19 protein-coding genes are annotated in these 24,178 nt (G+C 58.2%); 18 read left to right on the top strand and 1 reads right to left on the bottom strand.

The genetic code is table 11. The annotated features are described in order from the left end of the window. The first annotated feature begins 181 nt into the window (after positions 1–181). Both gdhA and QP971_RS02790 read left to right on the top strand, forming a co-directional pair. A complete protein-coding gene (gene gdhA, locus QP971_RS02795; protein WP_284810821.1) occupies positions 182–1,528 on the top strand; it encodes an NADP-specific glutamate dehydrogenase in 1,347 nt (448 codons plus the stop codon). A 201-nt stretch (positions 1,529–1,729) separates the two neighbouring features. Further along, a complete protein-coding gene (locus QP971_RS02790; RefSeq protein ID WP_049378308.1) occupies positions 1,730–2,488 on the top strand; it encodes a DivIVA domain-containing protein in 759 nt (252 codons plus the stop codon). Positions 2,489–2,679: 191 nt separating this feature from the next. Here the strand turns inward: QP971_RS02790 and QP971_RS02785 are convergent, their stop codons facing one another. Continuing rightward, positions 2,680–3,327 carry a hypothetical protein gene (locus QP971_RS02785; RefSeq protein WP_284810820.1) on the bottom strand — a complete coding sequence of 216 codons (648 nt, stop codon included), beginning with the start codon at positions 3,325–3,327 and terminating at the stop codon, positions 2,680–2,682. A gap of 150 nt (positions 3,328–3,477) precedes the next feature. Here QP971_RS02785 and QP971_RS02780 point away from each other — a divergent pair, with 150 nt between their 5' ends. The 16 genes from QP971_RS02780 (at position 3,478) to ffh (ending at position 24,091) form a co-directional block, all read left to right on the top strand. Continuing rightward, complete coding sequence (locus tag QP971_RS02780) at positions 3,478–4,023, top strand: YceD family protein (protein WP_284810819.1); 546 nt, start codon at positions 3,478–3,480, stop codon at positions 4,021–4,023. Then, a complete protein-coding gene (gene rnc / locus QP971_RS02775; RefSeq protein ID WP_049378305.1) occupies positions 4,020–4,790 on the top strand; it encodes a ribonuclease III in 771 nt (256 codons plus the stop codon). Before QP971_RS02780 ends, rnc begins: the two co-directional genes overlap by 4 nt. A gap of 2 nt (positions 4,791–4,792) precedes the next feature. Then, the gene (mutM, locus tag QP971_RS02770) at positions 4,793–5,608 is read left to right on the top strand and encodes a bifunctional DNA-formamidopyrimidine glycosylase/DNA-(apurinic or apyrimidinic site) lyase (protein WP_284810818.1); all 816 of its coding nucleotides are present in this window, start codon (positions 4,793–4,795) and stop codon (positions 5,606–5,608) included. Between the two features lie 53 nt (positions 5,609–5,661). After that, positions 5,662–7,161, top strand: coding sequence for an alanine/glycine:cation symporter family protein (locus QP971_RS02765; protein WP_284810817.1), 1,500 nt, complete (start codon positions 5,662–5,664; stop codon positions 7,159–7,161). Positions 7,162–7,177: 16 nt separating this feature from the next. Then, positions 7,178–7,462, top strand: a complete 285-nt coding sequence (locus tag QP971_RS02760; protein WP_269953112.1) for an acylphosphatase — start codon at positions 7,178–7,180, stop codon at positions 7,460–7,462. Positions 7,463–7,540: 78 nt separating this feature from the next. Continuing rightward, complete coding sequence (gene smc, locus QP971_RS02755; protein WP_284786884.1) at positions 7,541–11,062, top strand: chromosome segregation protein SMC; 3,522 nt, start codon at positions 7,541–7,543, stop codon at positions 11,060–11,062. Positions 11,063–11,151: 89 nt separating this feature from the next. Beyond that, complete coding sequence (ftsY, locus tag QP971_RS02750; RefSeq protein WP_284810816.1) at positions 11,152–13,128, top strand: signal recognition particle-docking protein FtsY; 1,977 nt, start codon at positions 11,152–11,154, stop codon at positions 13,126–13,128. 371 nt (positions 13,129–13,499) lie between these two features. Next, complete coding sequence (locus QP971_RS02745) at positions 13,500–16,478, top strand: DUF4040 family protein (protein WP_284810815.1); 2,979 nt, start codon at positions 13,500–13,502, stop codon at positions 16,476–16,478. Continuing rightward, on the top strand, positions 16,478–16,954 hold the full coding sequence (locus QP971_RS02740; protein ID WP_049378298.1) for a sodium:proton antiporter: 477 nt from the start codon (positions 16,478–16,480) through the stop codon (positions 16,952–16,954). Before QP971_RS02745 ends, QP971_RS02740 begins: the two co-directional genes overlap by 1 nt. Then, positions 16,954–18,495, top strand: coding sequence for a monovalent cation/H+ antiporter subunit D family protein (locus QP971_RS02735; RefSeq protein WP_284810814.1), 1,542 nt, complete (start codon positions 16,954–16,956; stop codon positions 18,493–18,495). Before QP971_RS02740 ends, QP971_RS02735 begins: the two co-directional genes overlap by 1 nt. Continuing rightward, positions 18,496–19,029 (top strand): monovalent cation/H+ antiporter subunit E, encoded by a 534-nt coding sequence (locus QP971_RS02730; protein ID WP_239273124.1) that lies wholly within the window; start codon positions 18,496–18,498, stop codon positions 19,027–19,029. Beyond that, positions 19,026–19,316: a hypothetical protein gene (locus tag QP971_RS02725; RefSeq protein ID WP_023021278.1), complete on the top strand. Its 291-nt coding sequence runs from the start codon at positions 19,026–19,028 to the stop codon at positions 19,314–19,316. The genes QP971_RS02730 and QP971_RS02725 overlap by 4 nt, the downstream gene beginning before the upstream one ends. Positions 19,317–19,319: 3 nt before the next feature. Then, on the top strand, positions 19,320–19,688 hold the full coding sequence (locus tag QP971_RS02720) for a Na+/H+ antiporter subunit G (protein ID WP_284768205.1): 369 nt from the start codon (positions 19,320–19,322) through the stop codon (positions 19,686–19,688). A 230-nt stretch (positions 19,689–19,918) separates the two neighbouring features. Continuing rightward, positions 19,919–20,257 carry a P-II family nitrogen regulator gene (locus tag QP971_RS02715; protein WP_239273121.1) on the top strand — a complete coding sequence of 113 codons (339 nt, stop codon included), beginning with the start codon at positions 19,919–19,921 and terminating at the stop codon, positions 20,255–20,257. Positions 20,258–20,263: 6 nt separating this feature from the next. Next, on the top strand, positions 20,264–22,387 hold the full coding sequence (locus tag QP971_RS02710) for a [protein-PII] uridylyltransferase (RefSeq protein ID WP_239273120.1): 2,124 nt from the start codon (positions 20,264–20,266) through the stop codon (positions 22,385–22,387). Between the two features lie 51 nt (positions 22,388–22,438). Next, entirely contained in the window at positions 22,439–24,091 is a 1,653-nt protein-coding gene (gene ffh / locus QP971_RS02705; RefSeq protein WP_225746779.1) for a signal recognition particle protein, read from the top strand. Positions 24,092–24,178 lie beyond the last annotated feature (87 nt).

Genomic DNA, 24,178 nt, shown 5'->3' with positions numbered 1-24,178 from the left:
CGTGTGCAATGGGGCACTGCGCGGCTTAAGTTTCGAACGGTCTACAGAAAATATCTATCTTTATTGTGGCTGGTAAAAGGTGTTGTGTATCTCCCTAAACCCTCGAACCTGCTTGCATTATCGGTAGTGTGATAGGAAACTGGTATCTGTTCTTACAAGTCCACAGAATGGAATGCACACCATGTCAGTAGATAGCCAAATCTCTGAGTACTACGACAAATTGCTCAAGCGCAATGCGGGAGAACCAGAATTCCACCAAGCGGTTTCTGAGGTCCTGGATTCGCTGAAAATTGTCCTGGAAAAAGACCCGCAATACGCGGACTACGGCTTGGTGGAGCGCCTGTGCGAGCCTGAACGCCAGCTCATCTTCCGTGTGCCGTGGATCGACGATAATGGCGAAATCCAGGTCAACCGCGGCTTCCGTGTTCAGTTCAACTCCGCGCTCGGCCCCTACAAGGGAGGCCTCCGATTCCATCCCTCGGTCAACCTGGGCATCATCAAGTTCCTCGGTTTTGAGCAGATCTTCAAAAACTCCCTGACCGGCCTGCCCATCGGCGGCGGCAAGGGCGGTTCTGACTTTGATCCCAAGGGCAAGTCCGAGGTAGAGGTCATGCGCTTTTGTCAGTCCTTTATGACGGAGCTGCACCGCCACATTGGCGAATACCGCGACGTGCCAGCCGGTGACATCGGCGTCGGCGGCCGCGAGGTCGGGTTCCTCTTTGGTCAGTACCGCCGCCTGACCACGCAGCACGAATCTGGCGTCCTCACCGGCAAGGGATTGACCTGGGGTGGTTCCCTGGTTCGTACTGAGGCCACGGGCTTTGGCACGGTCTACCTCACCAATGAGATGATGAAGACGCACGGCGAGTCTTTCGACGGCGCCAAGGTTATCGTCTCCGGTTCTGGCAATGTGGCCATCTACGCTGCCGCTAAGGCCCAAGAGCTCGGAGCCACCGTAGTGGCCATGTCAGATTCCTCCGGCTACATCAATACCCCTAATGGCATGGACATTGAACTGCTCAAGGACGTGAAGGAAAACCGCCGTGAACGCATTTCCACCTATGCCGAAGAAGCTGGAAACGGCGTGGAATTCCACCAGGGTGGAAATATCTGGGAAGTACAGGCAGACGTGGCTTTGCCGTGCGCAACGCAAAATGAGCTTGATGGTGAATCCGCAAAGAAGCTCGTCGACGGCGGCGTGCGCTACGTAGCCGAAGGCGCCAATATGCCGTCTACCCCAGAGGCGGTTCATGTCTTCCAAGAATCTAAGATCAACTTCGCGCCGGGCAAGGCCGCCAACGCTGGTGGCGTTGCTACCTCTGCGCTAGAAATGCAGCAAAACGCATCCCGTGACTCCTGGTCCTTTGAATACACCGATGATCGCCTCCATTCGATCATGTCTAATATCTTTAAAAACATCGATAGCACGGCTAAAGAATATGACCGTGAAGGCGATTACGTTGCCGGTGCAAATATTGCTGGCTTCAAGAAGGTAGCGGACGCCATGCTGGCACAGGGCGTCATTTAGTAGCTCGCTTTTACTTTTAAGCTCCCCTTCTGCGCTGCCTTTGTGTAGTGGAGAAGGGGAGCTTGTGGCTTTTTAGAAGCGCCATTAATTCCGTGCGCGGGCCGATAGTTGGAGATGATCGGCTCTGGAAGTGAAATCTGCAGTATACACTCGGTGCGTGGCCTCCACGTCTGGCACGTGAGGGCATGTAAAATTCGCAGCATGTACCGTGTCTTTGAGTCCCTAGATGAACTAGTCCAGCACTTGGAAGAGGCCCATAGCCTCCCCATGACCTCTAATTGCATGGTTCCGCGCCATGAAATGCTCGCGCTTCTCGACGACCTCCGAAACGCCCTGCCCGTTGAAATTGATGACGCGCAGGATGTCTTGGATAAGCAGGATGAAATCCTCCACGGCGCCGAAGAGCGTGCGGACCAGACCATCAATGACGCTAATGCGCAGGCCGACGATATCGTGGGCCATGCTCGCGAGGAGGCGGATGCCACGGTCTCCCACGCAGAACAGCATGCCGCCAAGCTAGTGGCTGATGCTGAAGCTCGCGCTCAGTCCATGGTGGAACAGGCCCGCGCGGAGGCTGACCGCACCATTGCTCAGGCCAATGATGAATATGAACGTTCCGTTGCAGAAGGTCGTGCTGAGCAAGAGCGCATGGTTTCGGAATCCGAAGTTGTCCGCCGCGCTGATGAGGAAGCACACCGCATTGTGGAGTCCGCCCATACCGAGTCCAACCGTCTGCGCAGTGAATGTGATGAGTTTGTAGACGGCAAGCTAAGTGAATTTGAAACCACCCTCAATGGGCTGCTGCGCACCGTAAGCTCTGACCGCTCTGCACTGCGCGGCGGTGCCGGCGTCCGTTCCCGCGGCGGCGACTACCAGCCCTCGGGTCGTGCCGGTGGCGTTGCGGGAGGCCCCCGTTACGCAGAAGGCGAGGCATACGAGCGTCGCTATAACGAGCGCTAAACCTTTAAATTCTTTCTGCCTTTAAGCTTCATTTCCTGGATGGCACTGGGCTCTGGAGCTTGAGGGGTGAGGGATGGTTTGGTCCCTTATATCAGGCACGGCTAAAGGCTCTGGTGGGTGGGCAGACGGTTTGTCGTACACCGTCTGCCCACCCACCAGAGCCTTAATGTTTTCCTACCAGCGCGGGCAGTTCAGGAGGTTGTGCGGGAGCGCGGCAGTGTGGTGGGCACTGCCGTATTTGCTGCATGGGGAGCAGCTGTTAATGGCGTGTGTGTGGACGTGGCGCTGCCTTCTTCCCTCGAGGTGAGATGCGCAGGCGCGGCGGATTGGACGGCCATACATGCTGCAATGATTGTGGTCACTAAGCCGGGGAAAAGGAATGCAACGAGTGCGGTAAAGAAATAGGAAGACAGTGACGTCAAAGAACTATCCCTAAAGTTTTGCGGAAAGCACACGGCGCACATACTCACTAACGCACCTGTGGCAACTAGCATGGTGCCTACAGAAATAAGTGCGGTAGGAATGGTTTCTCGTGAGAACCAGGTAATGGCGCCTGCGCTTAGGGAAAAGATGAGTGCGCCGGTAAGCACCGAAAGGTCCATGCCAGTGGGCAATACCAGGATGGTGCCAGCTATCAAACCGGCAACGATGCTGCAGATGAGTGCAGTAAAAAGGCGAATCCCACTAGCGCCATAGATTCCTGAACGGTCCGGCTGTGGAGTGGCGTGCACGAGCGTGCCGGCAATGGTTAATACCGCGGCAGGAAGGCAGCTAAAAACGGCGAATCCGAGCGCGATGCTTTGCGGATCCGTGGAGGCTAGCGCCAAGTGGTAGGTCATGCCTCCACCCTAAGGACGGCTTTTGCTTGGGAAAAGGCTATTCCGGAAAGGTATAGGCCCTTTTACTTTAAACGACAGACTCTTGACAGAAAGTTTGCCTGTGCTGGCCGCTAGGCGGAGTTTGCGGGGCAAGGTAGACTACCTAGTGTTATGACATCACCGTTGAAGTTCGATGTGGGCGAATTGTTGAACGCCCAAGGCGCTGACGCACTGCCGGAGCAACGCACCCAGACCGGCCCCGCACCTGAGAGGATCGGCGTCGAGATGATCGCTATTCCGAAGGGCGAGGAGCTCACTGTAGACGCCACCTTGACCCCTCTAGGTGCAGGTGTCTTGGTGGATGCCAACGTATCTGGACGGCTGACAGGGGAATGCTCCCGGTGCTTGAAGGAACTGCACCCAGAGCTGGACTTGCACGTCACGCAGGTCTTTGCCGTCGATGAATCTTTCGTCTCTGGCGATGATCCTGCAGCCGATGATGAGGGCTCCGGAGATGAGATTCCGAAGATCGAGGATGATGAGCTGGACCTTTTGCAGGCCGTGATCGATGAGGCAGGTCTTAACCTTCCCTTCGCGCCGGTGTGTGAGGACGACTGTGAGATTGACACGCCTGAAGGGGTGACCACCGGTATCTCTGGTGAAAAAGAGGAAGACAAGGTCGATCCCCGCTGGGCTGGTTTGGAGAAGTTCCTATGAGCCGCAAAAAGAAGCTAACCGGGGAAGAAGCACTGGCAGCTGAATTTGCTGCAGTAGACCACAGTCCATTGTTGGAATCGCTCGGCGTGGAATTGCAACCAGAACACCTGCGTTTGGCGCTTACTCACCGGTCGTTTGCCAATGAGAATGGGCATTTGCCTAATAACGAGCGCTTGGAGTTTTTGGGCGATGCGGTGCTGGGCCTGTCGGTGGCCTCTCAGCTCTACATCACCTATCCCTCCCGTCCGGAATCGGATATTTCCAAGATGCGTGCTTCGATCGTCTCGCGCTACGGGCTATCGGATATTGCTCGTGAGATAAACCTCGGCCCGCACATATTGTTGGGTAAAGGCGAGCAATCCACTGGTGGCCGCGATAAGGATTCCATCCTTGCCGATACCACCGAGGCAATCTTTGGCGCTATCTACCGCGAGCATGGATTCGAAACTGCGCGAGATGTCATCCTGCGCTTGTTTGCGGAAAAAATCGAAAATGCCACTGTCAGCGGCCGCCACTTGGATTGGAAGACCACTTTGCAGGAGCTGTGCGCCGAGCTTAAGGCACCGATGCCGGTCTACTCGGCTACCTCCACCGGCCCAGAACATGACCAAACCTTTAACGCGGTAGCTACCGTAGCTGGTCTAACCGTGGGCAATGGAGTGGGACACAATAAGAAGCTGGCCGAGCAGCAAGCGGCTCAGGAGGCGTGCCAGACTTTGCGTGAGACTCCTCTCTTGGTGCAGGGCACTGCGCATAAAGAAGGCTAAGCATGCCGGAACTGCCGGAAGTCGAGTCCGTACGCCGGGGTCTTGAGCCCCACCTGGTGGGGCGGACTTTTGAGTCTGTGCACGTCCTTCACCCGCGTGCCAACCGTGGCCAAGATGAGCCACTTTCCGGTCTTCTTGTCGGTAAAGAGATCGCCGCTGTGGCCCGGCGAGGCAAGTTTATGTGGCTGGAATTTGTGGGCGAAGATTTCATGGATCCCCACCGCGACGTCCTTTTTGTCCACTTAGGCATGTCGGGCCAGGTTCGAATCGGCACGACCGATTCGCCGCATCTGCGCATTAGTGCTCAGCTAAGCGGTGGGGTAGAGCTTAGCTTTGTAGACCAGCGCACCTTTGGCTATTGGCTCTATGCACCGTGGGCGAAGATCTCGCACATCGGCATTGACCCGTTGGAACCAGACTTTGACATTGTGGCTACCGCACGGCGCCTGCGGGCAAAGAAAACTGCAGTAAAGACCGCACTGTTGGATCAAACCTTGGCTTCTGGAATCGGCAATATCTATGCCGATGAATCCCTGTGGGCAGCACAGATTCCGCCCCGCAAAAAAGCATCGACGTTGCGGCAAAAGGATGCCGTAACCCTGCTCGAATCGGCCCAAGAGGTTATGGCCGCCGCCCTAAAAGTGGGTGGCACGAGCTTCGATTCCTTGTACGTCAACGTGAACGGCGAATCGGGATACTTCTCGCGGTCCTTGGCCGCGTATGGGCGGACTGGCCAGCCCTGTCAGCGTTGCGGAACGCCCTTGGAGCGCTGCGTAATTTCAGGGCGTTCCACCCATTTCTGCCCCCATTGTCAATAAGTTATGGCGCATGAGGTTCACGTTGTGAACCTCAAGGCAGTAAATTATTCTGCATGGATTTTCTTGAAAATGTCGTAACGACATTTAATGACGGCGTCTGGTCGTGGATTCTGCCCTGGCTGCTCATCGCTGCGGGCCTATTCTTCGGCATCCGTACCGCTTTGGTGCAGGTGCGCATGGTGCCAGATATGTTCCGCGCCGTCGTCGAGCGGCCCAAGGGGGAAGGTCGCGATGAGGACGAGGACTACGGCGGCATCTCTGCTTTCAAGGCCTTTACTATTTCGGCCGCCTCCCGCGTCGGCACCGGTAACGTGGCCGGCGTGGCCGTGGCCATTTCCGTGGGCGGTCCAGGTGCTGTCTTTTGGATGTGGCTCATCGCCATCCTTGGTGGTGCAACTGCATTCATCGAATCCACGCTGGCGCAGCTGTGGAAGGTGCGCGATGGTGATGGTTACCGTGGCGGCCCAGCCTACTACATGAAGCGCGGTTTGGGCTGGGGCCCGCTTGGCGTTCTTTTCTCCATCGCTATCGCCTTTACCTTTGGTTTGGTCTACAACGCCTTCCAGACCAACGCCATCGCGGATGCGGTGTCCTTCTCCTTTGACCGCGATGACACCATGTTCCGCTCCATCATCGGTGTTGTTATCGCCGTGGTTGCAGGCCTCATCATCTTTGGCGGTGTTAACCGCATTGCCAATATCACCCAGATCATCGTGCCTTTTATGGCGGTGGCCTACCTGCTTGTCGGCGGCTTTGTAGTCATCACGAACTTTGACAAGGTGCCGGGAATGATTGGAGATATTGTCGGTCACGCACTGGGCATTAAGGAAATCGCAGGCGCCGGTCTCGGTGCGGCCATGATGAAGGGTATTCAGCGCGGACTGTTTTCCAACGAAGCTGGCGAGGGCTCTGCTCCGAATGCAGCGGCTACCGCGGCAGTCTCGCACCCTGTCAAGCAGGGCCTGGTGCAAACCCTTGGTGTGTACTTCGACACCTTGGTGGTGTGTACCATCACCGCCTTCGTCATCTTGCTGGGGCCGGAGATTGCCTACGGCGCTGAAGCAGAAGGCGTCTCCTTGACTCAGGCGGCTTTGTCTTCTGAGGTGGGCGAGTGGGGTATCCACTTCGTCAGCTTCATCCTTTTCTTCCTGGCTTTCTCCTCCATCCTGGGTAATTACTATTTGGCGGAATCTAACCTGGAGTACCTCACCCAGAGCAAGCCTGCGCTGGTAATCTTCCGCCTCGTTGTGCTCTTCTTTGTCTGGTTCGGCGCAGTGGGCTCTCTGCCGCTGGTCTTTGCCTTGGCAGATACCGGTGCGGCAACCATGGTGATTCTCAATATCATCGCCATCGTGCCACTATCCGGTGTGGCGATTAAGTTGCTCAAGAATTACAACAAGCAGCGCAGCCAAGGCATTGACCCGGTATTCCACCGCGATATGATGCCGGAGCTGAAAGGCGTAGAGTGCTGGGACGGATCGGATCCTGTCACTCGCCGCAGCGAGGAGGATCGCCGCGTGTTGCGTGATAAGGGACACCACGACCGCTATTAGAAATTAGGGAGGCCGCATGGCACTGGAAAGAATGACCGCTTTTGTCCATGGGCACGTTCAAGGCGTGGGCTTTCGGTGGTGGACGCGCTCCCGTGCCCTTGAACTCGGCTTGAATGGGCATGCCACTAATCTGGCTGATGGCCGGGTGCAGGTGGTAGCTGAAGGTCCGCGGGAGAAATGCGAGGAATTGCTGGGACTCCTCAAAGAGCAGCCGAGTACGACCCGCCGCCCGGGAACGGTGGATCTGGTCGTCGAACAATGGGCTGCCCCTAAGGGCGAATCTGGCTTCAGCGAACGCTAACTCGCAGCACAAGCCCGCCCAGCCGAATCTCGAGGCTCGGCTGGGCGGCTGCGTTCAAGGCTTGCTAAACTTACCCAAATGCACCTGAAATCGCTGACGCTGAAAGGCTTCAAATCATTCGCGTCGGCGACGTCTCTGAAATTCGAGCCAGGAATTTGCGCCGTCGTCGGACCGAATGGCTCCGGCAAGTCCAATGTGGTCGACGCCCTGGCCTGGGTTATGGGTGAGGGAAGCGCCAAGACGCTACGCGGTGGAAAGATGCAGGACGTCATCTTTGCCGGCGCTGGTGACCGCAAAGCGCTGGGGCGCGCCGAGGTCACCCTCACCATTGATAATGCGGACGGTGCGCTGCCAATCGAATACTCGGAAGTGTCGGTCACCCGCCGGATGTTCCGCGATGGCGCCAGCGAATACGAAATCAATGGCTCCAAAGCGCGCCTGATGGATATTCAGGAGCTGTTATCTGATTCCGGTATTGGCCGCGAGATGCATATTATCGTCGGCCAAGGCAAGCTTTCTGAGATCCTAGAATCGCGGCCTGAGGATCGGCGCTCGTATATCGAAGAAGCCGCGGGTGTGCTCAAGCATCGCCGCCGCAAGGAAAAAGCGCAGCGCAAGCTCACCGGCATGCAGGCCAATTTGGATCGCCTGCAGGACCTTACTGATGAGTTGGGCAAGCAGCTCAAGCCTTTGGCCCGTCAGGCTGAGGCCGCGCAGCGCGCTGCCACTGTACAGGCTGATTTGCGCGACGCTCGCCTGCGGCTTGCCGGCGATAGGGTAGTGCGCCTGCGCAGCAAGTTTCAGGAGGCCGAGCGCGCGGCCGAGGTCCTAGCCGAGCAAGTAGAAGAAGTTACTGCGCAGCTAGAAGAGGCAACGGGTTCCCAGCTAGAAGTGGAAGCCCAGCTGGAGGAGATTAACCCCAAGGCGGATTCCGCCCAAAAGCTGTGGTTCGACCTATCCACGCTTTCCGAGCGCATTTCCGCCACCCAGCGCATCGCGGAGGAACGAGCGGCCAATGCCGGCGCCCAGGTGGCCTATTCTGGCCAGGACCCGGATGACCTAGAGGCCCGTGCTGCCCACGCGGACGAAGAACATGCGGAGCTTCTCGCCGCGGCAGAGGAAGCTGCGGAGCGCTTGGAGGCTATCCGCGAGGAGGTAGCAGAGCGTCGTGAGGCATTCGAGGCCGCTGAGCGCGAGCACATGGCGCAGCTGCGTGCTATTGCGGATAGGCGTGAGGGCGTCGTCCGCCTCATCGCCGCAGAAGAAAAGGCGGCAGGCCAGGTAACTTCGGCAGAAGAGGAGCTGGCGCGTCAAGAAGAGACCTTGACTTCTACCAAGCAGCGCACCCAAGCTGCCCAGGCGGAAGCCGATGAGGTAGCGGATAAGTTGCAGTCTTTGGCCGGTGAGCGTGAGCCGCTCGAGGAAGCCCATGTGCGAGCGGCCAGTGAATCGGGTGCGGCCGATAAGCGTTTGGAGCAGCTACGCGATGAGCAGCGCGAGCGCGAGCGCGCCGTCTACACGTTGCGCTCCCGCATCGATACCTTGGCTCAAACTGCGCCGGAAAAGATTGAGGTAGGCGAGCATTTCCAACCGTTGGCCGAGTTCATTACCACCAAGTACGAGACCGCGGTAGCCGCCGCGTTGGGTGCTTTTGCAGAGGCCCAGGCGGGCGAGATTTCTGCCCAGCTGATTGCGGACTTGGAAAAGGGCACGCGCTCTGCGCTTATCGACGTCTCCGTGGCCGCCCCTTCCTCTTCCTGGCGCGTGGATGCGTCTTTGCCCGCAGGCACCTCGTGGTTGCTCGACCACATTGCGGTGGTTCCAGAGGTATCCGCCGCGCTGCACCGCCTCCTTGCGGATGTCGTGCTCGTCTCCGATGTCGCGGAGGCGAAAAAGCTGGTGGCCGAGGACCCGCGCCTGCGTGCGGTCACCGAATCCGGCGTGGTGCTGGGTGAAGGTTGGGTAGAAGTAGGCACCGGTGCTTCATCCACCGTCGAGGTTTCCGCCCGCATCGCGGAGGCAGAGGAGCAGTTGGAATCTGCCACGCAGGAGCTGGAAGAACTATCGGGCACGCTTGAGGGCGCGAAGATCGCGGCGGAGGATGCCCGAGTGACTGCAGCCTCGGCAAAGGCCGCCTTGCGCGAGCACGATACTGAAGTTGATGCGTGGAAGCGCGACCACCAGCGCCTGCTCAAGCAATACGAGGCCAATAAGAATGAGCACGAGAAGGCCGCGGCGCGCGCGACCGAGATCGAGGTTAAGCTGACCGAAGCCCGCACGCAGCTTGCCGACGCCCGCGATAGGCTCGCCCGCGTCGATGCGGACGAACAACCCGACGAACCCTCTTCGGTGGAGCGCGATGAGGCCTCCGCAGCATTAGAGCAGGTCAAGTCCATGGAAATGGAGGCGCAGGTTGCAGCCCGCTCTGCCCAAGACCACGTGGGGCAGGTAGCGGGGAAGGGAGAGGCGTTGCGTCGCCAAGCGCAGCATGAACGCCAAGCCAAGGCCCGCCATGAGCAAGCAATGGCGCGGCGCAAGGCCCAGGGAGAATTGGCCGGTGCGGTAGCCAAGCATTCCCGCGATCTGGCCGCGCGCGCCACGCAGCTCCTCGAGCGCGCGACCTCTGAGCGCGATGACTACTTTGCACAGCGCACCTCCCTAAACTCGCAGCTGCAGCAGGTCAAGCAGCACGTCTCGGCCGCGCGGCAGCAGCTGGACCGGCTGACCAACCGCGCCCATGACTCCGAAATTGCTCGCTCCCAGGCGCAGGTGCGTGTAGACGAAGCAGAGGCCAAGATTGTGGAACAGCTGGGCATTGCGATTTCAGATCTCTTGCAGGACTACACTCCAGGCGAAGATTTCGACCGCGGGGCGGAAAACGCGCGCTTGAAGCAAGCAGAAAAAGACCTCAATTCCCTAGGCAAGGTCAACCCGCTCGCGTTGGAAGAGTATAAGGCTTTGGAGGAGCGCTATTCCTTCCTTTCCACTCAGCTGGAGGATGTCATCCAAGCCCGCAAGGATCTGGCGGGCGTTATCGAAGATGTAGACGCGCAGATCTTGCAACTGTTTACCGATGCGTGGCACGACGTCGAAGCAGAATTTCCTAAGGTTTTCCAGACCCTTTTCCCCGGTGGCGAGGGGCGCCTTATCCTCACCGAGCCGGAGGACATGCTCACCACCGGCATCGAGGTGGAAGCGCGCCCACCGGGCAAGAAAGTCAAGCGCCTGTCCTTGCTATCTGGTGGCGAGAAGTCGCTTACTGCGCTTGCGATGCTGGTAGCTATCTTCCGCGCCCGCCCCAGCCCGTTCTATGTCATGGACGAGGTTGAGGCAGCGCTTGATGACGTCAACCTGCGCCGCCTCATTGCCCTCTTTGAGGAGCTGCGTAAAGATTCACAGCTAATCGTCATTACGCACCAAAAGCCGACGATGGATGTCGCCAACGTCCTTTATGGCGTAACCATGCGCGGCGATGGTGTTACTCGCGTGATTTCGCAGCGCATGAATCCCGCAGGCAGCGCCCCTGGAACGGAGCAAGCCAGCGAGGATGCCACTCGCTTGGGCGTAGATGCTCCCCGTGGTGACGAGGCGGGGAAGTAGCCTGGGCTCGTCGACTTCCCGCAGAAATCCTTCCGCTATAGAAGGGGGTTTGGCGTGCCGCGAGCTGAGAAGACTGGCACTATAGAGGCATGAATTCTTTATGGTTATGGATCGGCATTGCGATCGTCGTCATCGTGCTGATTATTCTTTTCGTAGTAATCGGCAAAAAGCGCGGCGACGCCAAGAAGGTGTCCTTTGATAAGCCTGCTGAGGAAGAACCGAAGCAGCTGACCCAGGAGCAAAAGTCCGGCAACTATCAAGCCAAGTCCGGCTTTAACTTTGCTCCTGCTGGCGGCGCTAAGGAAGCGCAGAAAGCCCCGGTTCAGGCGGACAAGTCAGCTCCAGCGCAGCAGGCAGCGAAGACAGAGCCGAATGCTACAGACATTGCCAACGAGCAGCTCAGCGGCAAGACCTCACAGTCTAAGGAAAAGCCGCAGGCACAGGCTAAGGCTAAGCCACAGGCACAGACTAAGCCGCAGGCTGATAAGCCACAGTCTGCTCAGCCCACGACTGATGCCGCGGCAAACAAGCCCGTGGCCGACAAGCCTATGGCAGACAAGTCTGTGGCAGAGAAATCAGAAACCAAGCCGGCACCTCAGCAGGGGAAGCCGGCGAAGACCGACAAGCCGGCAGAGCCTACTAAGCAGGACCAGGCCCAAGCGCCAGCGGAGGAGAAGAAGCAAGCGGCAGAATCTTTCGCTGATAAGACAGAAAAACCACAGTCCAAGGGAACTGGCGCTGCGGCCGCGGCGACGACTGCTGGCGCGGCAGGCGTAGCGGGTGCGGCAGCTGGGGCGTCGGAAAGCGAAGAATCGCACGCGGACCGTGCCCCGGAAGCGGCTGGACAGCCAGAAGCTGCACCCAAGCCGGAAGAGCCGGCAGCTGCCGAAAAGGCAAAAGAGCCGGAAGACGTTGTCTCCGTGGAAAATGCCGAGGTAGAAGAGGAGTCCCCAGTCTTCGATGAGGTTGTTGAAGACAATGACGCGGAAGACATCGAGGAGCGGGTGGACGACCGCGAGGAAGCCGAAGAAGCCGCAGCTGCTGCCGAGGCACAAACCGGTGCAGCCGAAGCCGCCAAGGAACAGACCGAAGTTCCAACAGGCGAACCTGCCCCAGCACCAGCTCCGCAGGATGATATCGCACCCGCCGGTGGGCGTCTTGGCCGTTTGCGCGGGCGCCTTTCGCGCTCGCAAAATGCCATCGGCCAAGGGCTCATGGGAATTTTGTCCGCAGGCGATTTGGATGAGGAAGCCTGGGAGGAAGTCGAAGATACGCTCATCATGGCGGATTTGGGCACCAAGTCCACGATGAAGGTGACTGACTCCCTGCGCGAGAAGATTGCAGAGCGCGGCGTTTCCAGCGAGGATGAAGCCCGTGCCATGCTGCGCGAATGCCTGATTGAAGCAGGCCACCCAGAGATGGATCGCTCCATTAAGGCCATGCCGAATGAAGGCAAGCCAGCAATCGTAATGGTCGTCGGTGTCAATGGCACCGGCAAGACCACAACCACCGGCAAGCTTGCTCGCGTGCTAGTAGCCATGGGCCATAAGGTCCTTTTGGGAGCGGCCGATACTTTCCGAGCTGCGGCCGCTGATCAGCTTGAGACGTGGGGCCGCCGAGTTGGCGCCGATACCGTGCGCGGCAAGGAAGGCGCTGACCCAGCATCGGTAGCCTTCGATGCGGTAGCAACCGGCGTGGAACAGCAAGTAGATGTGGTCTTGGTCGACACCGCAGGCCGGCTCCATACCTCCACGGACCTGATGGACCAGTTAGGCAAGGTCAAGCGCGTGGTAGAAAAGAAGACCGATGTGGACGAGGTCCTGCTGGTATTGGATGCCACGGTGGGGCAGAATGGCCTTACGCAGGCACGAATCTTCCGCGAGGTAGTAGATATCACCGGTGTGGTTCTCACCAAGCTGGACGGCACCGCTAAGGGCGGAATCGTCTTCCAAGTACAAGAAGAATTGGGTGTTCCAGTCAAGCTTGTGGGCTTGGGCGAAGGCGCCGATGATCTCGCGCCATTCGAAGTTGAAGGCTTCGTCGACGCTCTGTTGGGTGAGAAGTAGCAGCCAACCTTGCAACTCCCCCTGCATATCTGGTGTCACGTACGTGCGCCACGGTGTGCTGGGGGAGTCCTTCGTTTTCATGGGCGAGTTATAGCGTGCAACAATCTCGCGAATTCTTTTCTCTCTCATCTCGCTGTCGGTTCGCAGACTATGCAAAAAGTCCTATGCAATTGGCGCGGGAATAAGTCCTGCTGAGTGCCTGTGAATTCTCTGTCTGCGAGCGTAATTGTGGCGGTTGTGCTTGCCTTTTATGTAGCGCAGGGGAATGCTGCAATGTGGTTTGACCTTGGCAGGAATGGTAGCCTGAAAGGGCTGTATTTAATGCGAAATTCGCATTAAACCTAGACCAAGGTTCGTGAGGCAAGTATTTCGTGACGCTACTTTATGCAGTCCTCCTCGCGGCGCTGGCAGTGATCTTGGCACCGGTAACCGTAAAGGTTATTGACCGAAAGGCAGGCTATCCACTGGCTGGCCTTTTTCTTATTGCAGCGGTCCTCATCGCCAAGGAATTTCCTGCCATTGCAGCCGGGGAGGAATTAAGTTTCCACGCCACTTGGGTGCGTGATTTCATCGCACCAGGCGTCGACGTAAGCTTTGCTCTCCGCGGGGACGCGTTGAGCATCTTCTTCGCTATGTTGGCGCTGATCATTGGCGCCGTCGTTTTCACGTATTCGGCGGCCTATTTGCCCAAGAATGAGGGCAACACCAGCTTTTATACCTTGATGACAGCGTTCACGCTGTCCATCTTGTTGCTGGTTCTGGCCAATGACGTGGTGGTTTTGTTCCTTGCCTGGGAGCTAGTCTCCTTGGCTTCGTTTATGTTGATTGCTCGCTCCGGTTCAGGCGGCGAGGCTGGTTCGCAGCGCACACTGATCCTAACCTTTATTGGTGGATTGACCCTGCTGACCGGCTTGGGTATTGCCGCGACGGTGACTGGATCGACTACCGTTTCTGATATCTTGGCGTCCCCTGTATGGACGGAACGCCCAGGGATAACGGCAGCCGTAGCCGTGTTGATTGCGGCGTCCGCCTTTACTAAGGCGGCACAGTTCCCATTCCATTTCTGGTTGCCAGAGGCTATGGCCGCCGCCACCCCGGTATCGGCCTTCCTTCACGCAGCAGCGGTGGTCAAGGCCGGTGTATACCTGCTTATTCGTTTTTCCACCATCTTCCACGATGTGGCGGTGTGGAATTGGTTGCTCATCGTCGTAGGCATGGGCACCGCGGTGATGTCCGCGGTATTTGCAGTGCAGAAGACGGATCTGAAAAAGCTAACGGCCTATTCCACCGTCTCCCATCTGGGCTGGATTGTTGCCACCATTGGCGTGGGTACCCCGTTCGCTATCGCTGCAGCGTTGGTCCACACTCTGGCGCACGCGCTGTTTAAGTCCTCGCTGTTTATGCTCATTGGCGTCATCGACCACGAGGCTGGGTCGCGCGATATTCGCCGCCTAGGACCACTGTGGAATAAGATGCCGTGGACATTTGGCTCCGTAGTAATTGGTGCGGCCTCGATGGCTGCGGTGCCACCGCTTCTGGGCTTTGTGTCCAAAGAGGGAATGCTCACGGCGTTTGAGGACGCCCCGATTGGTGGCGCGGGCCAGGTAATCCTGCTCATCGTTGCTGGCATCGGTGCCTTTTTCACCTTTACTTACTCCGCAAAGATTGTCTTCGGCGCATTCTTTGATGGACCTCGCGACATGGAACATGTCCATGAAGCCCCCGTGTCGCTCTGGCTGCCCGCCGCTTTGCCGGGCTTTATGTCTCTGCCGCTGGTATTTGTGCTCGGGGTCTTTGATGCCCCGATTGATGATGCAGTGGCTGCCGTGGGATTGGAGCATCATTCGCACCTTGCCCTCTGGCACGGGTTCAACGTTCCTTTCCTTATCTCGCTAGTGGTCCTCATCGTCGGTATTGCCGGTATCTTTGCCCGCAAGAAGATGTGGGCAAGCTTTGAAGCTCACGAGTTCATGCCGCGCAGCGGCAATGATTTGCTGTATTCTCTGATGAAGGGTTGCTCCCAGTTGGGGCGCGTTCTGGGCAAGATGTCCGATTCGCATAATCCATCCCGACATATGGTGCCGATTGTCATTTTGATTATCGTGCTGGCAGCTACCACCCTCATTCGCGATGGCGTCGACGGCGTAGCACTGCAGCCACGGGTGGCTGGCCTGGATAACCCATGGGACTTGCTGCCACTGGGCATCATCGCCCTAGCGATGTTTGGTCTGGTGCGCACCCAGAACCGCTTGACCGGTGCCATCATGATTGGCATTGCTGGCTCGGGCGTGACCCTGCAGATGTTCCTGCTTGGCGCACCTGACGTGGCGCTGACGCAGTTTATGGTGGAGGCCCTGTCCGTCATCGTCATGATGATGGTGCTGCGCTACCTGCCAGAAACCTTCCAGCCGGTGAAGAACAAATCCCGCAAGACCGGCTCCATCGTCATTGCGGTCTTGGCCGGTGCGGCTGCGTTCCTAGGTGTGTGGGGACTCATGGGCCGACACGAGCGCTCCGATTTGGCCATGTGGTACCTGGACAATGCTCCGGACATCACCGGCGGCGACAATGTTGTCGCTACGATCATCGTGGAGTTCCGTGCACTCGATACCTTGGGCGAGCTTTCCGTACTGGGCATGGCTGCGGTGGTTATTGCAGCAATCACTACAACGTTGCCGCGGTTCCCGTTCAAGTCGGGTACACGCCCAGCGCCGTTTGGCCAGTCCCAGCTGAACTCCGTGCCATTGCGCAAGGGCGTGCACGTTGTTATCCCGCTGTTGGTCATTATGTCCGTCATCGTTTTCTTCCGCGGGCACAATGCCTCCGGCGGCGGCTTCCCCGCGGCGCTGATCATGGGTGCAGCAATCGGGCTTATCTATCTGTCCCGTGGCTCTGATGAAATTGTTTTCGGCCGCATGACTCCGATTCGCCTAACCGGTATCGGCATCATCACCGCCTTGATCGCCGGCTTTGTAGGCTACTTGCACCACGGCATTGGCAATGGTGGCTTCCTGGCTGCAATCCATGCCGAAGCCTTTGGCCAACACTGGACCACCTCTCTCATCTTCGACTTGGGCATCTACCTAGCGGTGCTGGGTATGTTGACTATGGCGATTAACGCATTGGGCGGTTACCTGCGCCCAGGAACGGAGCGTGAATTCTTGCCATGGGTTCATGATGATGATTCCGCGCTGCCGACGACTCCACGCATTTCCCTTGAAGACGTCGACGATCCGTACCCAGATCCGATCAACCCTTCGACCGACCCGTTGGCCTTGCTGACGCCTTCGGAAGCAAAGACGAAGAGGAAGAGTAAGCGCTCCGCGGCTATCCGGGGAGGGGAGAAGTAATGATCCTTGCATTGACTATTGCTTTGCTCATCGGTAGTGCTGTCTATCTCATTCAGCAGCGCGGCTTGGTACGCATCGTGCTGGGCATGATGGCTTTTGGCCACGGTGCCAACCTGATGCTGCTGGCTACGGGCGTGTATTCCTACCGCGGAGAGTCCTTCCCATCTCAGGTTCCGCACGATCAGATGGCAGATCCGCTGCCGCAGGCCTTCGTGCTGACCGCCGTTGTTATTTCCATGGCAACCTCGACCATCTTGTTGACGATGGCGGCCATGGGCAAGAACGACGACACCGATGTGGTGGAACCAGTTGATGACAACACCATCGACCATGCCTTTTCGACCTTGGGTCGAGACGCCCAAAATCGCCAAATTTTGGAGGATTCCACCAATCAGCTTGACCGAATTGGTCAGGTGGACCACAACACTCCCGTTGCAGAACGCGGGGCAACTGAACAGAAGGAGGATGACAAATAATGGCTGATGCTGTAGCTCAACTCCTTCCGCTATTTCCAGCGGTCCCGCTGATCGCAGCGGCCTTCGCACTGCTGGCACCGTGGCGTGCTCTACGCGATTCCATCATGCTTATCATCCCGGGTATTGGAATTTTCGCCGGCCTGGGCCTGCTCATCTACACCATGAACAATGGGGTAGTAGCCCATACTGTTGGCCTTTACCAAGGCAATGTGGGTATCCCGTTTGCTGCGGATGCCTTCTCCGCGTTGATGATCGTTACTACGATGATCGTCGCGTTTGGTGCCAACTGGTTTGCCATTGTGGGTGGGGAGACAAAGTCTCGCTACTATCCTTCGCTCACCCTGATTTTGATCACCGGTGTGTGCGGTGCATTGCTAACCGCTGACCTCTTTAACTTCTTCGTTTTTATTGAGGTCATGCTTCTGCCGTCCTACGGCCTTATCACCATGTCTGGTACGTGGTCGCGCTTGGCAGCCGGCCGTGCCTTCGTCTTGGTTAACCTTTTCGCCTCCACCTTGTTGGTTGTTGGCGTGGGTTATATCTATTCGGTTACCGGTGCGGTCAACCTAGGCGCACTGAAGGGCGCAGCGGCAGGCAATGGGCCGGTGACCGTGGCAGCAGGCTTGATCCTCATTGCGATTACCGCCAAGGCCGGCGTGTTCCCCGTGCAGTCGTGGCTGCCACGCACCTACCCAGGAACCTCCGCCGCGGTGATGGGCCTATTTTCCGGCTTGCACACCAAAGTGGCCGTCTACATGCTCTACCGCCTCTACGTGCAGCTATTCGATCTGGAACAGCGCTGGAATCTGTTGATCATCGTCATCATGATTATCTCCATGATGATCGGTGCCTTCGGCGGCCTAGCGGAAAATTCCATCCGCCGCGTCCTCGGTTACCAGATGCTCAACGGCATGCCTTTCATCTTGGTCATGCTTGCGTTTACCTCTGATGACCCACGTCGCGCACTGGCAGCTGGCACCATGTACACGATTCACCACATGGTGACCGTTGGTTCGCTGATCTTGGCCTCTGGTGCCATTGAGGAGACCTACGGCACGGGCGTGCTCAGCAAGCTTTCCGGTCTCGCTCGCCGCGACCCCATCATCGCGTGGATTTTCGCTGCCGGTGCATTCTCCGTCGTGGGCTTCCCACCGTTCTCCGGAATGTGGGGCAAGTTGATGATTGTCTTCGAGATCGCCCGCGTGGGTGGTGCTTGGGCCTGGATTGCCATCGCAGCCATCATCATCGCTTCTTTCGCTGCCTTCTTGGCCATGCTGCGCGTGTGGCGCAAGGTCTTCTGGGGCAAGGGTCTGCCGGAGGACAAGGTCCCGGATGAATTGGTCATCCGCAAAAAGCTCATGGCTCCATCCGCGGCTCTCATCCTTGGTTCGCTGTGCATGTTCATCTTCTCCGGCATCGTCCTCGATGTTGTGGATGCTGCAGCGGAGCAGCTGCTGGACACTAACGCATATACTGAAACCGTCTTGGGAGATGAGCCGATTGCCGTTCCCAATATCGATGAAATCCAGGAGGGCCGTTAAATGAACGCAATTGTGTATGCATTGTGGCTCATCAAGGAGATTTTCGTAGCCGGCATTAGCTTGGCACTGGCGGCCTTCAAACCGGATAACGAATACAATCCGGTTATTATTCGCTACCCCCTGCGTGTGACTAGCGCCTGGGAAATCTTCTGGTTTACGTCTTCCATTACCGCAACCCCGGGCACGCTCTCGCTCGGTTTGCGTGAACCACCCCGCCAAGGACTGCCGCGTATCGTGCTGGTACAGGCCGTCCAAGGATCCGACCCGGCGGGAATCGTGGCTGATCTGGCTGAGATGGAACAGCGCCTCGCCCCGCGGGTTAAGGACATCGATTATGGCGTGCCGGGCCAAGGGGAGACTACAGAATTGGATGAGGCTTTCTACGAGTATCCGCTCGAGTCTGTGGGACGCTATATGCGCTCGCCTGACTTGGCGCGGGCGGAGGACACTCCGCTTTCAGAAAGCCAGGCGGACGTCGAAAAGCCAAAGCGCCGAGCCCGCAACGTACAACGCAGAAAGGAGACCGAGCGATGATTGACTTTGCCACATTGTCCCCATTCGGCTGGGTCGTATTTGTATGCGTATTCATCATTGGCATCGCCACGTGGTGTGGCGTGCTGCTAGCGCTTCGTACTCGCGATGAACTCACCCGCGCCATTACCTCGGATATAGTTTTCTACGGCATGATCTGCATGTATTTAGCGTGGTCGATGACCAATAACGCCCCGATGGCGTATTACATTGCACTCCTTGGTGCCATTGCCGCCGGTGTGCTACCGACGCTATCGATGGCCCGCATTATTTCGAAGGGCAGGCGGTAAACCATGGCCATTTCTGAAATTATCGCCTCGGTCCTGCTTATCATCGCTACCCTCTTGGTGGTCGCTACGGTGGTCTCCCTCTGGCGCGCGCCGGATGCTTTGACCCGTGCTAACTTGCTGGGCCCCACTGTGGGACTTGCGGTACCGCTGATTATCGTGGCCAAGGTAGTCGTGGACTTTGGCCGCGATGGCTTTTCCCTGTGGCTGCTCATCCAGGCACTGATCGCCTGCTTCGGCGTATGGATCATCGGCTCGGTAGGGTCCTTTTATCTGGGCCGTTCCATCTACGGCGTAACCGTCACCGACGTCAAACACGCCAAACACAACAATAGGAAAATTCAGACCGTGCACGCAGAGGAAGACGATATCTAGTCCTCTCCAGCCCCTTCTGGTGGCGAGCCGTTTCTGTTCCTGCGCGTGGCTGCGGGGAAGACAGAACAGCTCGCCGCTTTTCTGGTTGCACAGGAGGTCTTCTGAACCCACCAGCTCTCTGAATACGCAATGTGGAAAAAGTTGCACAGCAATTGCTGTGCTCGGGCTAGAATGGGTGCACGTTATTCGGTGCCTGTAGACCCGCCCCGAAGAGTTAGCAAGGAGTAACAATGAAACTCATCACGGCCATCGTTAAGCCCTTCACACTGCCGGAAATCCGCCAGGCTTTGGAGCAGCAGGAAGTACGCGGCCTCACTGTTACTGAAAGCCAGGGCTTTGGGCAGCAGCGTGGACACAGCGAGGTATACCGAGGGGCAGAATACGCCACCGACTTTGTGCCCAAGGTGAAGCTGGAGATTGTTGCGGCCGATGACCACGTCGAAGACATCATTAATGCCATTGTGGATGCTGCCTACACGGGCAAGATCGGCGATGGCAAGCTGTGGGTAACCCCGGTTGAAGATGCCATTCGTGTGCGCACCGGCGAGCGCGGCGAGGCGGCGCTCTAAGTCCGCATGCATACCGCCGCACAGATTCGCGCCGAGGCCCATGCCTCGGCGCTTCGTGTATTGCGCAGTCTCGAGCTTCCACCGGGAACAGCGCTCGCTGCCACCGGATCCTTTGCGCGCAATGAGATGACTCCGCACTCTGATATTGATGTCATCCTCATCTATCCGGAAGGTCACGAGCCAGATCCGGCTTTGGTGGAGCAGCTGTGGTACCCCGTGTGGGATGCCAAGTACCGCCTGGATTATGCCCTGCGCACCCCGCAAGAGTGCGGGGCGATTGCCGCCGAAGATGCCTCTGCCGGCTTTGCCCAGTTGGATTTGGCCTTTGTAGCAGGGCGCAAGGTTCTGGTGGATGAGGCGCGGGCGCAATTGCTCGCAGCGTGGCGGCGCCAGCTGCAGCGCGGCTTTGATGATTTCTTGGATACCGCGATTACTCGGTGGAAGCGTTCGGGCGCTGTGGCAGCGATGACGAACCCGGACTTGAAAAATGGGCGCGGGGGATTGCGCGATATTCAGCTCTTGCGCGCGATGGCTTTGGGCAACCTGTGCGACTTTCCAGATTTGGACGTTGAGCAGCGGCTGCTTCTCGACGCCCGCACGCTCCTGCACGTCACAGCCCGGCGCCACCGGGATATCTTGGATCCCGAGTTCGCCGCAGATGTAGCTGCGGACCTGGGGTTTGAAAGTCGTTATGCCTTGACAGCGGCTTTGGTCAGCGCTGCAGCCACGGTCAATAAGGCGGTGGAGCGCGGCCTTGCTACCGCCCGTGGGGTGCTAGGCCGTAATGCTTCAGTGACCGGCCGGGGCCGGCGCCGCCCGCTCGATGTGGACGTGGTGTCCGAGGGCGGCAACATTTTCCTTTCCCGCAATCCAAATGTAGAGGACCCGTGGCTGCTCACCCGCGTGGCGGCTGCCGCGGCACGCACGGGATATATCATCGCCGAGACCACGTGGCACCAGCTGCAAGGCCTGCCCGAGCTGCCGCTACGCTGGCCGCGGGCAGCGGTGGATGATTTCTTCGCTATTTTGTCCTCGCCGCGATGCACGCCGCGCGTCATACAGGACTTGGACCGCTATGGCCTATGGGAACGCTTAGTCCCAGAATGGGGGCATGTGCGCGGCTTGTTGCCGCGCGAGCGCAGCCACGTCAATGCGGTGGACCATCATCTCATCGCAACGGTAACGCGGTGCGCGCAGATGCGTACCTCGGTGGCTCGTCCTGACTTATTGCTGCTGGCCGCGCTTTACCATGACATAGGCAAGGGCTACGGGCGCCCTCATGCCCAAGTAGGTGCGGAGATGATTACCCGCCAGGCAGCCCGTATGCGGTTGAGCGTCGCCGATAGGTCGCGCGCCCAAACCCTAGTGGCAGAACATACCACCTTGGCGCGGTTAGCGGCGACGATGGACCCGGCTTCCGATGCCGCTCGCGATGCCCTCTTGGCTGCCGCGCATTATGACCAGCTGACTATATCCCTGTTAGCGGTGTTGGCTGAGGCTGATGCCCAATCGACCGGGCCTGGCGTGTGGACACCGCGAGTGGAGCAAGCACAGAAGCTGATCGTCGCGCGGGCACTTGAGGCGCTCAAACCACGTGTTCTCGACCGCCCGGCTGTGCACGTACCGCTATCTAGTGAAGGCGTTGCGCTCAAAGTGGATTGGGAAGACCAAGAAGTCAGTGTGTCGTGGTGCGGTACCTCTCAAGGGGAGCTAAAGCGCATCTTCGCCTTGCTATCGGCGTTGGGGTGGACCATCGTGCGGGCGAATATCGTTCGGGAGGAGGACGGTGCCTATAAGGCGGAGTTTTTCATCCGCACGGTGCAACAGACTCTAAAGGAGGCGGCCCAGGAGGTAAGGTTTATCCAGTCTTATAACTCCCGTACTTATACGGAGCTGCCAGATATCGAGGGAGAAGTAACCACCGCGGCTTTTGATGTGGGCGGCATTTTGGTCATCCGGACGGTGGAGCGCATCGGCGCTTTAGGGCACTTGGTAGAGGCATTGCCGGACTTTGTATGGCTGCGCCATGAGATTTTGGGCGCGACGATGATCGTCAATGTGTACCTCGCCGGGCAGGGTTCTCGCACTACCGTGGTGGGGAATGTGACCAGGGCCCTGGCTAGGGACTAGGATTGAATAGTTGAACTTTAGATCGATCTAAATTAAGGGAGCGCATCCGTAGTGTTTGACTCACTATCAGACCGCCTACAGTCAGCCCTGGCGGGCCTGCGCGGTAAGGGCAAACTGACCGAGGCTGATATCAATGCCACCGCTCGCGAGATCCGCCTCGCGCTGCTGGAAGCCGACGTGTCTTTGACCGTCGTCCGTGGCTTTATCAAGCGCATCAAGGAACGCGCCCGCGGCGCGGAAGTCTCTGAGGCGCTCAACCCGGCGCAGCAGGTAGTCAAGATCGTCAATGAGGAGCTCATTGAGATCCTTGGTGGCGAAACCCGCCGCCTGAATTTGGCTAAGAACCCGCCGACGGTGATCATGCTCGCCGGCCTGCAGGGTGCTGGTAAAACCACCCTGGCCGGTAAGTTGGCCAAGCACCTAGCTAAGCAGGGCCATACCCCGATGCTGGTGGCCTGTGACTTGCAGCGTCCGGGCGCGGTGCAGCAGCTGCAAATTGTCGGCGAGCGCGCTGAGGTGCCGACCTTCGCACCGGATCCGGGAACCTCTCTGGACTCCAACGAGCATGAAATGGGCACCTCGCACGGGGACCCAGTGGACGTCGCCAAGCAGGGCATTGCTGAGGCTAAGCAGAAGCAGCACGATGTGGTGATCATCGATACCGCTGGCCGCTTGGGCATCGATGAGACCCTGATGACGCAGGCGCGCAATATCCGCGATGCCGTCAACCCGGACGAAGTCCTTTTTGTCATCGATTCCATGATCGGCCAGGACGCCGTGCAGACGGCCGAGGCCTTCCGCGATGGCGTGGACTTTACCGGCGTCGTTCTCACCAAGCTGGACGGTGACGCCCGTGGTGGTGCGGCTTTGTCTATCCGTGAGGTCACCGGCAAGCCCATCATGTACGCCTCTACCGGTGAGAAGCTCGATGATTTCGATGTCTTCCACCCGGAGCGCATGTCCAGCCGCATTCTGGGCATGGGTGATTTGCTCTCCCTTATCGAGCAGGCTGAAGCCACCCTGGACCATCAGAAAGCCGAAGAGGCAGCCTCCAAGCTGGGCTCTGGCGAGCTGACGCTAAATGACTTCCTTGAGCAGATGTTGATGATCCGCAAGATGGGTCCCATCGGCAATCTGCTGAAGATGATGCCCGGCGGCAAACAGATGAATGAAATGGCCGCCATGGTGGATGAAAAGCAGCTGGACCGCATCCAGGCGATTATTCGCGGTATGACGCCGCAGGAACGCGAGGATCCGAAGATTCTCAATGCTTCGCGCCGCAAGCGCATTGCTAATGGTTCTGGTGTTAGCGTTTCCGAGGTCAACCAGCTCATTGAGCGCTTCAACCAGGCTAAGAAGATGATGTCCAAGATGGCCGGCCAATTCGGCATGGGCGGCATGGGTGGTCGCTCCGCTACCAAGAAGAAGCCTAAGGGCCGCAAGGGCAAGAATGGCAAGCGAAAGAAGGGCAAAGGCGGCGGTGGCAACCGTGGCCCGAAGATGCCGGGCGGTATGCCGGGCATGGGCGGAATGCCAGGAATGCCCGGTGGCGGCGGCATGCCGTCCATGGAGGAGCTGCAGAAGCTCCAGCAGCAAATGGGCGGCGGCGGTGGCATGCCAGGTATGCCCGGCATGCCAAAGATGCCGAAGGGAATGGAAAATATCGACCTCAACAACCTGGACTTTGGCAAGGGCACAAAATAGTCTTTCTAGCCCGTAGTCAGAGCAAAGGGGCTTCCGCATTCGCGCGGAAGCCCCTTTCTAATGCTTGCGGTTGTCGACGTCCCCTTT

It is taken from the genome of Corynebacterium marquesiae, from assembly GCF_030229635.1.
Lineage (GTDB): Bacteria > Actinomycetota > Actinomycetes > Mycobacteriales > Mycobacteriaceae > Corynebacterium > Corynebacterium marquesiae.
The sequence above is the reverse complement of the archived record's forward strand: the minus strand, read 5'-3'. Positions and strand labels throughout refer to the sequence as shown.

What these genes read in the sequence shown, in the direction of transcription:
- QP971_RS02790 (WP_049378308.1), top strand. Translation starts at nt 1,730, where the DNA reads ATGTACCGTGTCTTTGAGTCCCTAGATGAACTAGTCCAGCACTTGGAA.
- QP971_RS02715 (WP_239273121.1), top strand. Translation starts at nt 19,919, where the DNA reads ATGAAACTCATCACGGCCATCGTTAAGCCCTTCACACTGCCGGAAATC.
- mutM (WP_284810818.1), top strand. Translation starts at nt 4,793, where the DNA reads ATGCCGGAACTGCCGGAAGTCGAGTCCGTACGCCGGGGTCTTGAGCCC.
- gdhA (WP_284810821.1), top strand. Translation starts at nt 182, where the DNA reads ATGTCAGTAGATAGCCAAATCTCTGAGTACTACGACAAATTGCTCAAG.
- QP971_RS02785 (WP_284810820.1), bottom strand. Translation starts at nt 3,327, where the DNA reads ATGACCTACCACTTGGCGCTAGCCTCCACGGATCCGCAAAGCATCGCG.
- smc (WP_284786884.1), top strand. Translation starts at nt 7,541, where the DNA reads ATGCACCTGAAATCGCTGACGCTGAAAGGCTTCAAATCATTCGCGTCG.
- QP971_RS02780 (WP_284810819.1), top strand. Translation starts at nt 3,478, where the DNA reads ATGACATCACCGTTGAAGTTCGATGTGGGCGAATTGTTGAACGCCCAA.
- QP971_RS02735 (WP_284810814.1), top strand. Translation starts at nt 16,954, where the DNA reads ATGGCTGATGCTGTAGCTCAACTCCTTCCGCTATTTCCAGCGGTCCCG.
- QP971_RS02730 (WP_239273124.1), top strand. Translation starts at nt 18,496, where the DNA reads ATGAACGCAATTGTGTATGCATTGTGGCTCATCAAGGAGATTTTCGTA.
- QP971_RS02765 (WP_284810817.1), top strand. Translation starts at nt 5,662, where the DNA reads ATGGATTTTCTTGAAAATGTCGTAACGACATTTAATGACGGCGTCTGG.
- ftsY (WP_284810816.1), top strand. Translation starts at nt 11,152, where the DNA reads ATGAATTCTTTATGGTTATGGATCGGCATTGCGATCGTCGTCATCGTG.
- QP971_RS02710 (WP_239273120.1), top strand. Translation starts at nt 20,264, where the DNA reads ATGCATACCGCCGCACAGATTCGCGCCGAGGCCCATGCCTCGGCGCTT.
- QP971_RS02720 (WP_284768205.1), top strand. Translation starts at nt 19,320, where the DNA reads ATGGCCATTTCTGAAATTATCGCCTCGGTCCTGCTTATCATCGCTACC.
- rnc (WP_049378305.1), top strand. Translation starts at nt 4,020, where the DNA reads ATGAGCCGCAAAAAGAAGCTAACCGGGGAAGAAGCACTGGCAGCTGAA.
- QP971_RS02725 (WP_023021278.1), top strand. Translation starts at nt 19,026, where the DNA reads ATGATTGACTTTGCCACATTGTCCCCATTCGGCTGGGTCGTATTTGTA.
- QP971_RS02760 (WP_269953112.1), top strand. Translation starts at nt 7,178, where the DNA reads ATGGCACTGGAAAGAATGACCGCTTTTGTCCATGGGCACGTTCAAGGC.
- QP971_RS02740 (WP_049378298.1), top strand. Translation starts at nt 16,478, where the DNA reads ATGATCCTTGCATTGACTATTGCTTTGCTCATCGGTAGTGCTGTCTAT.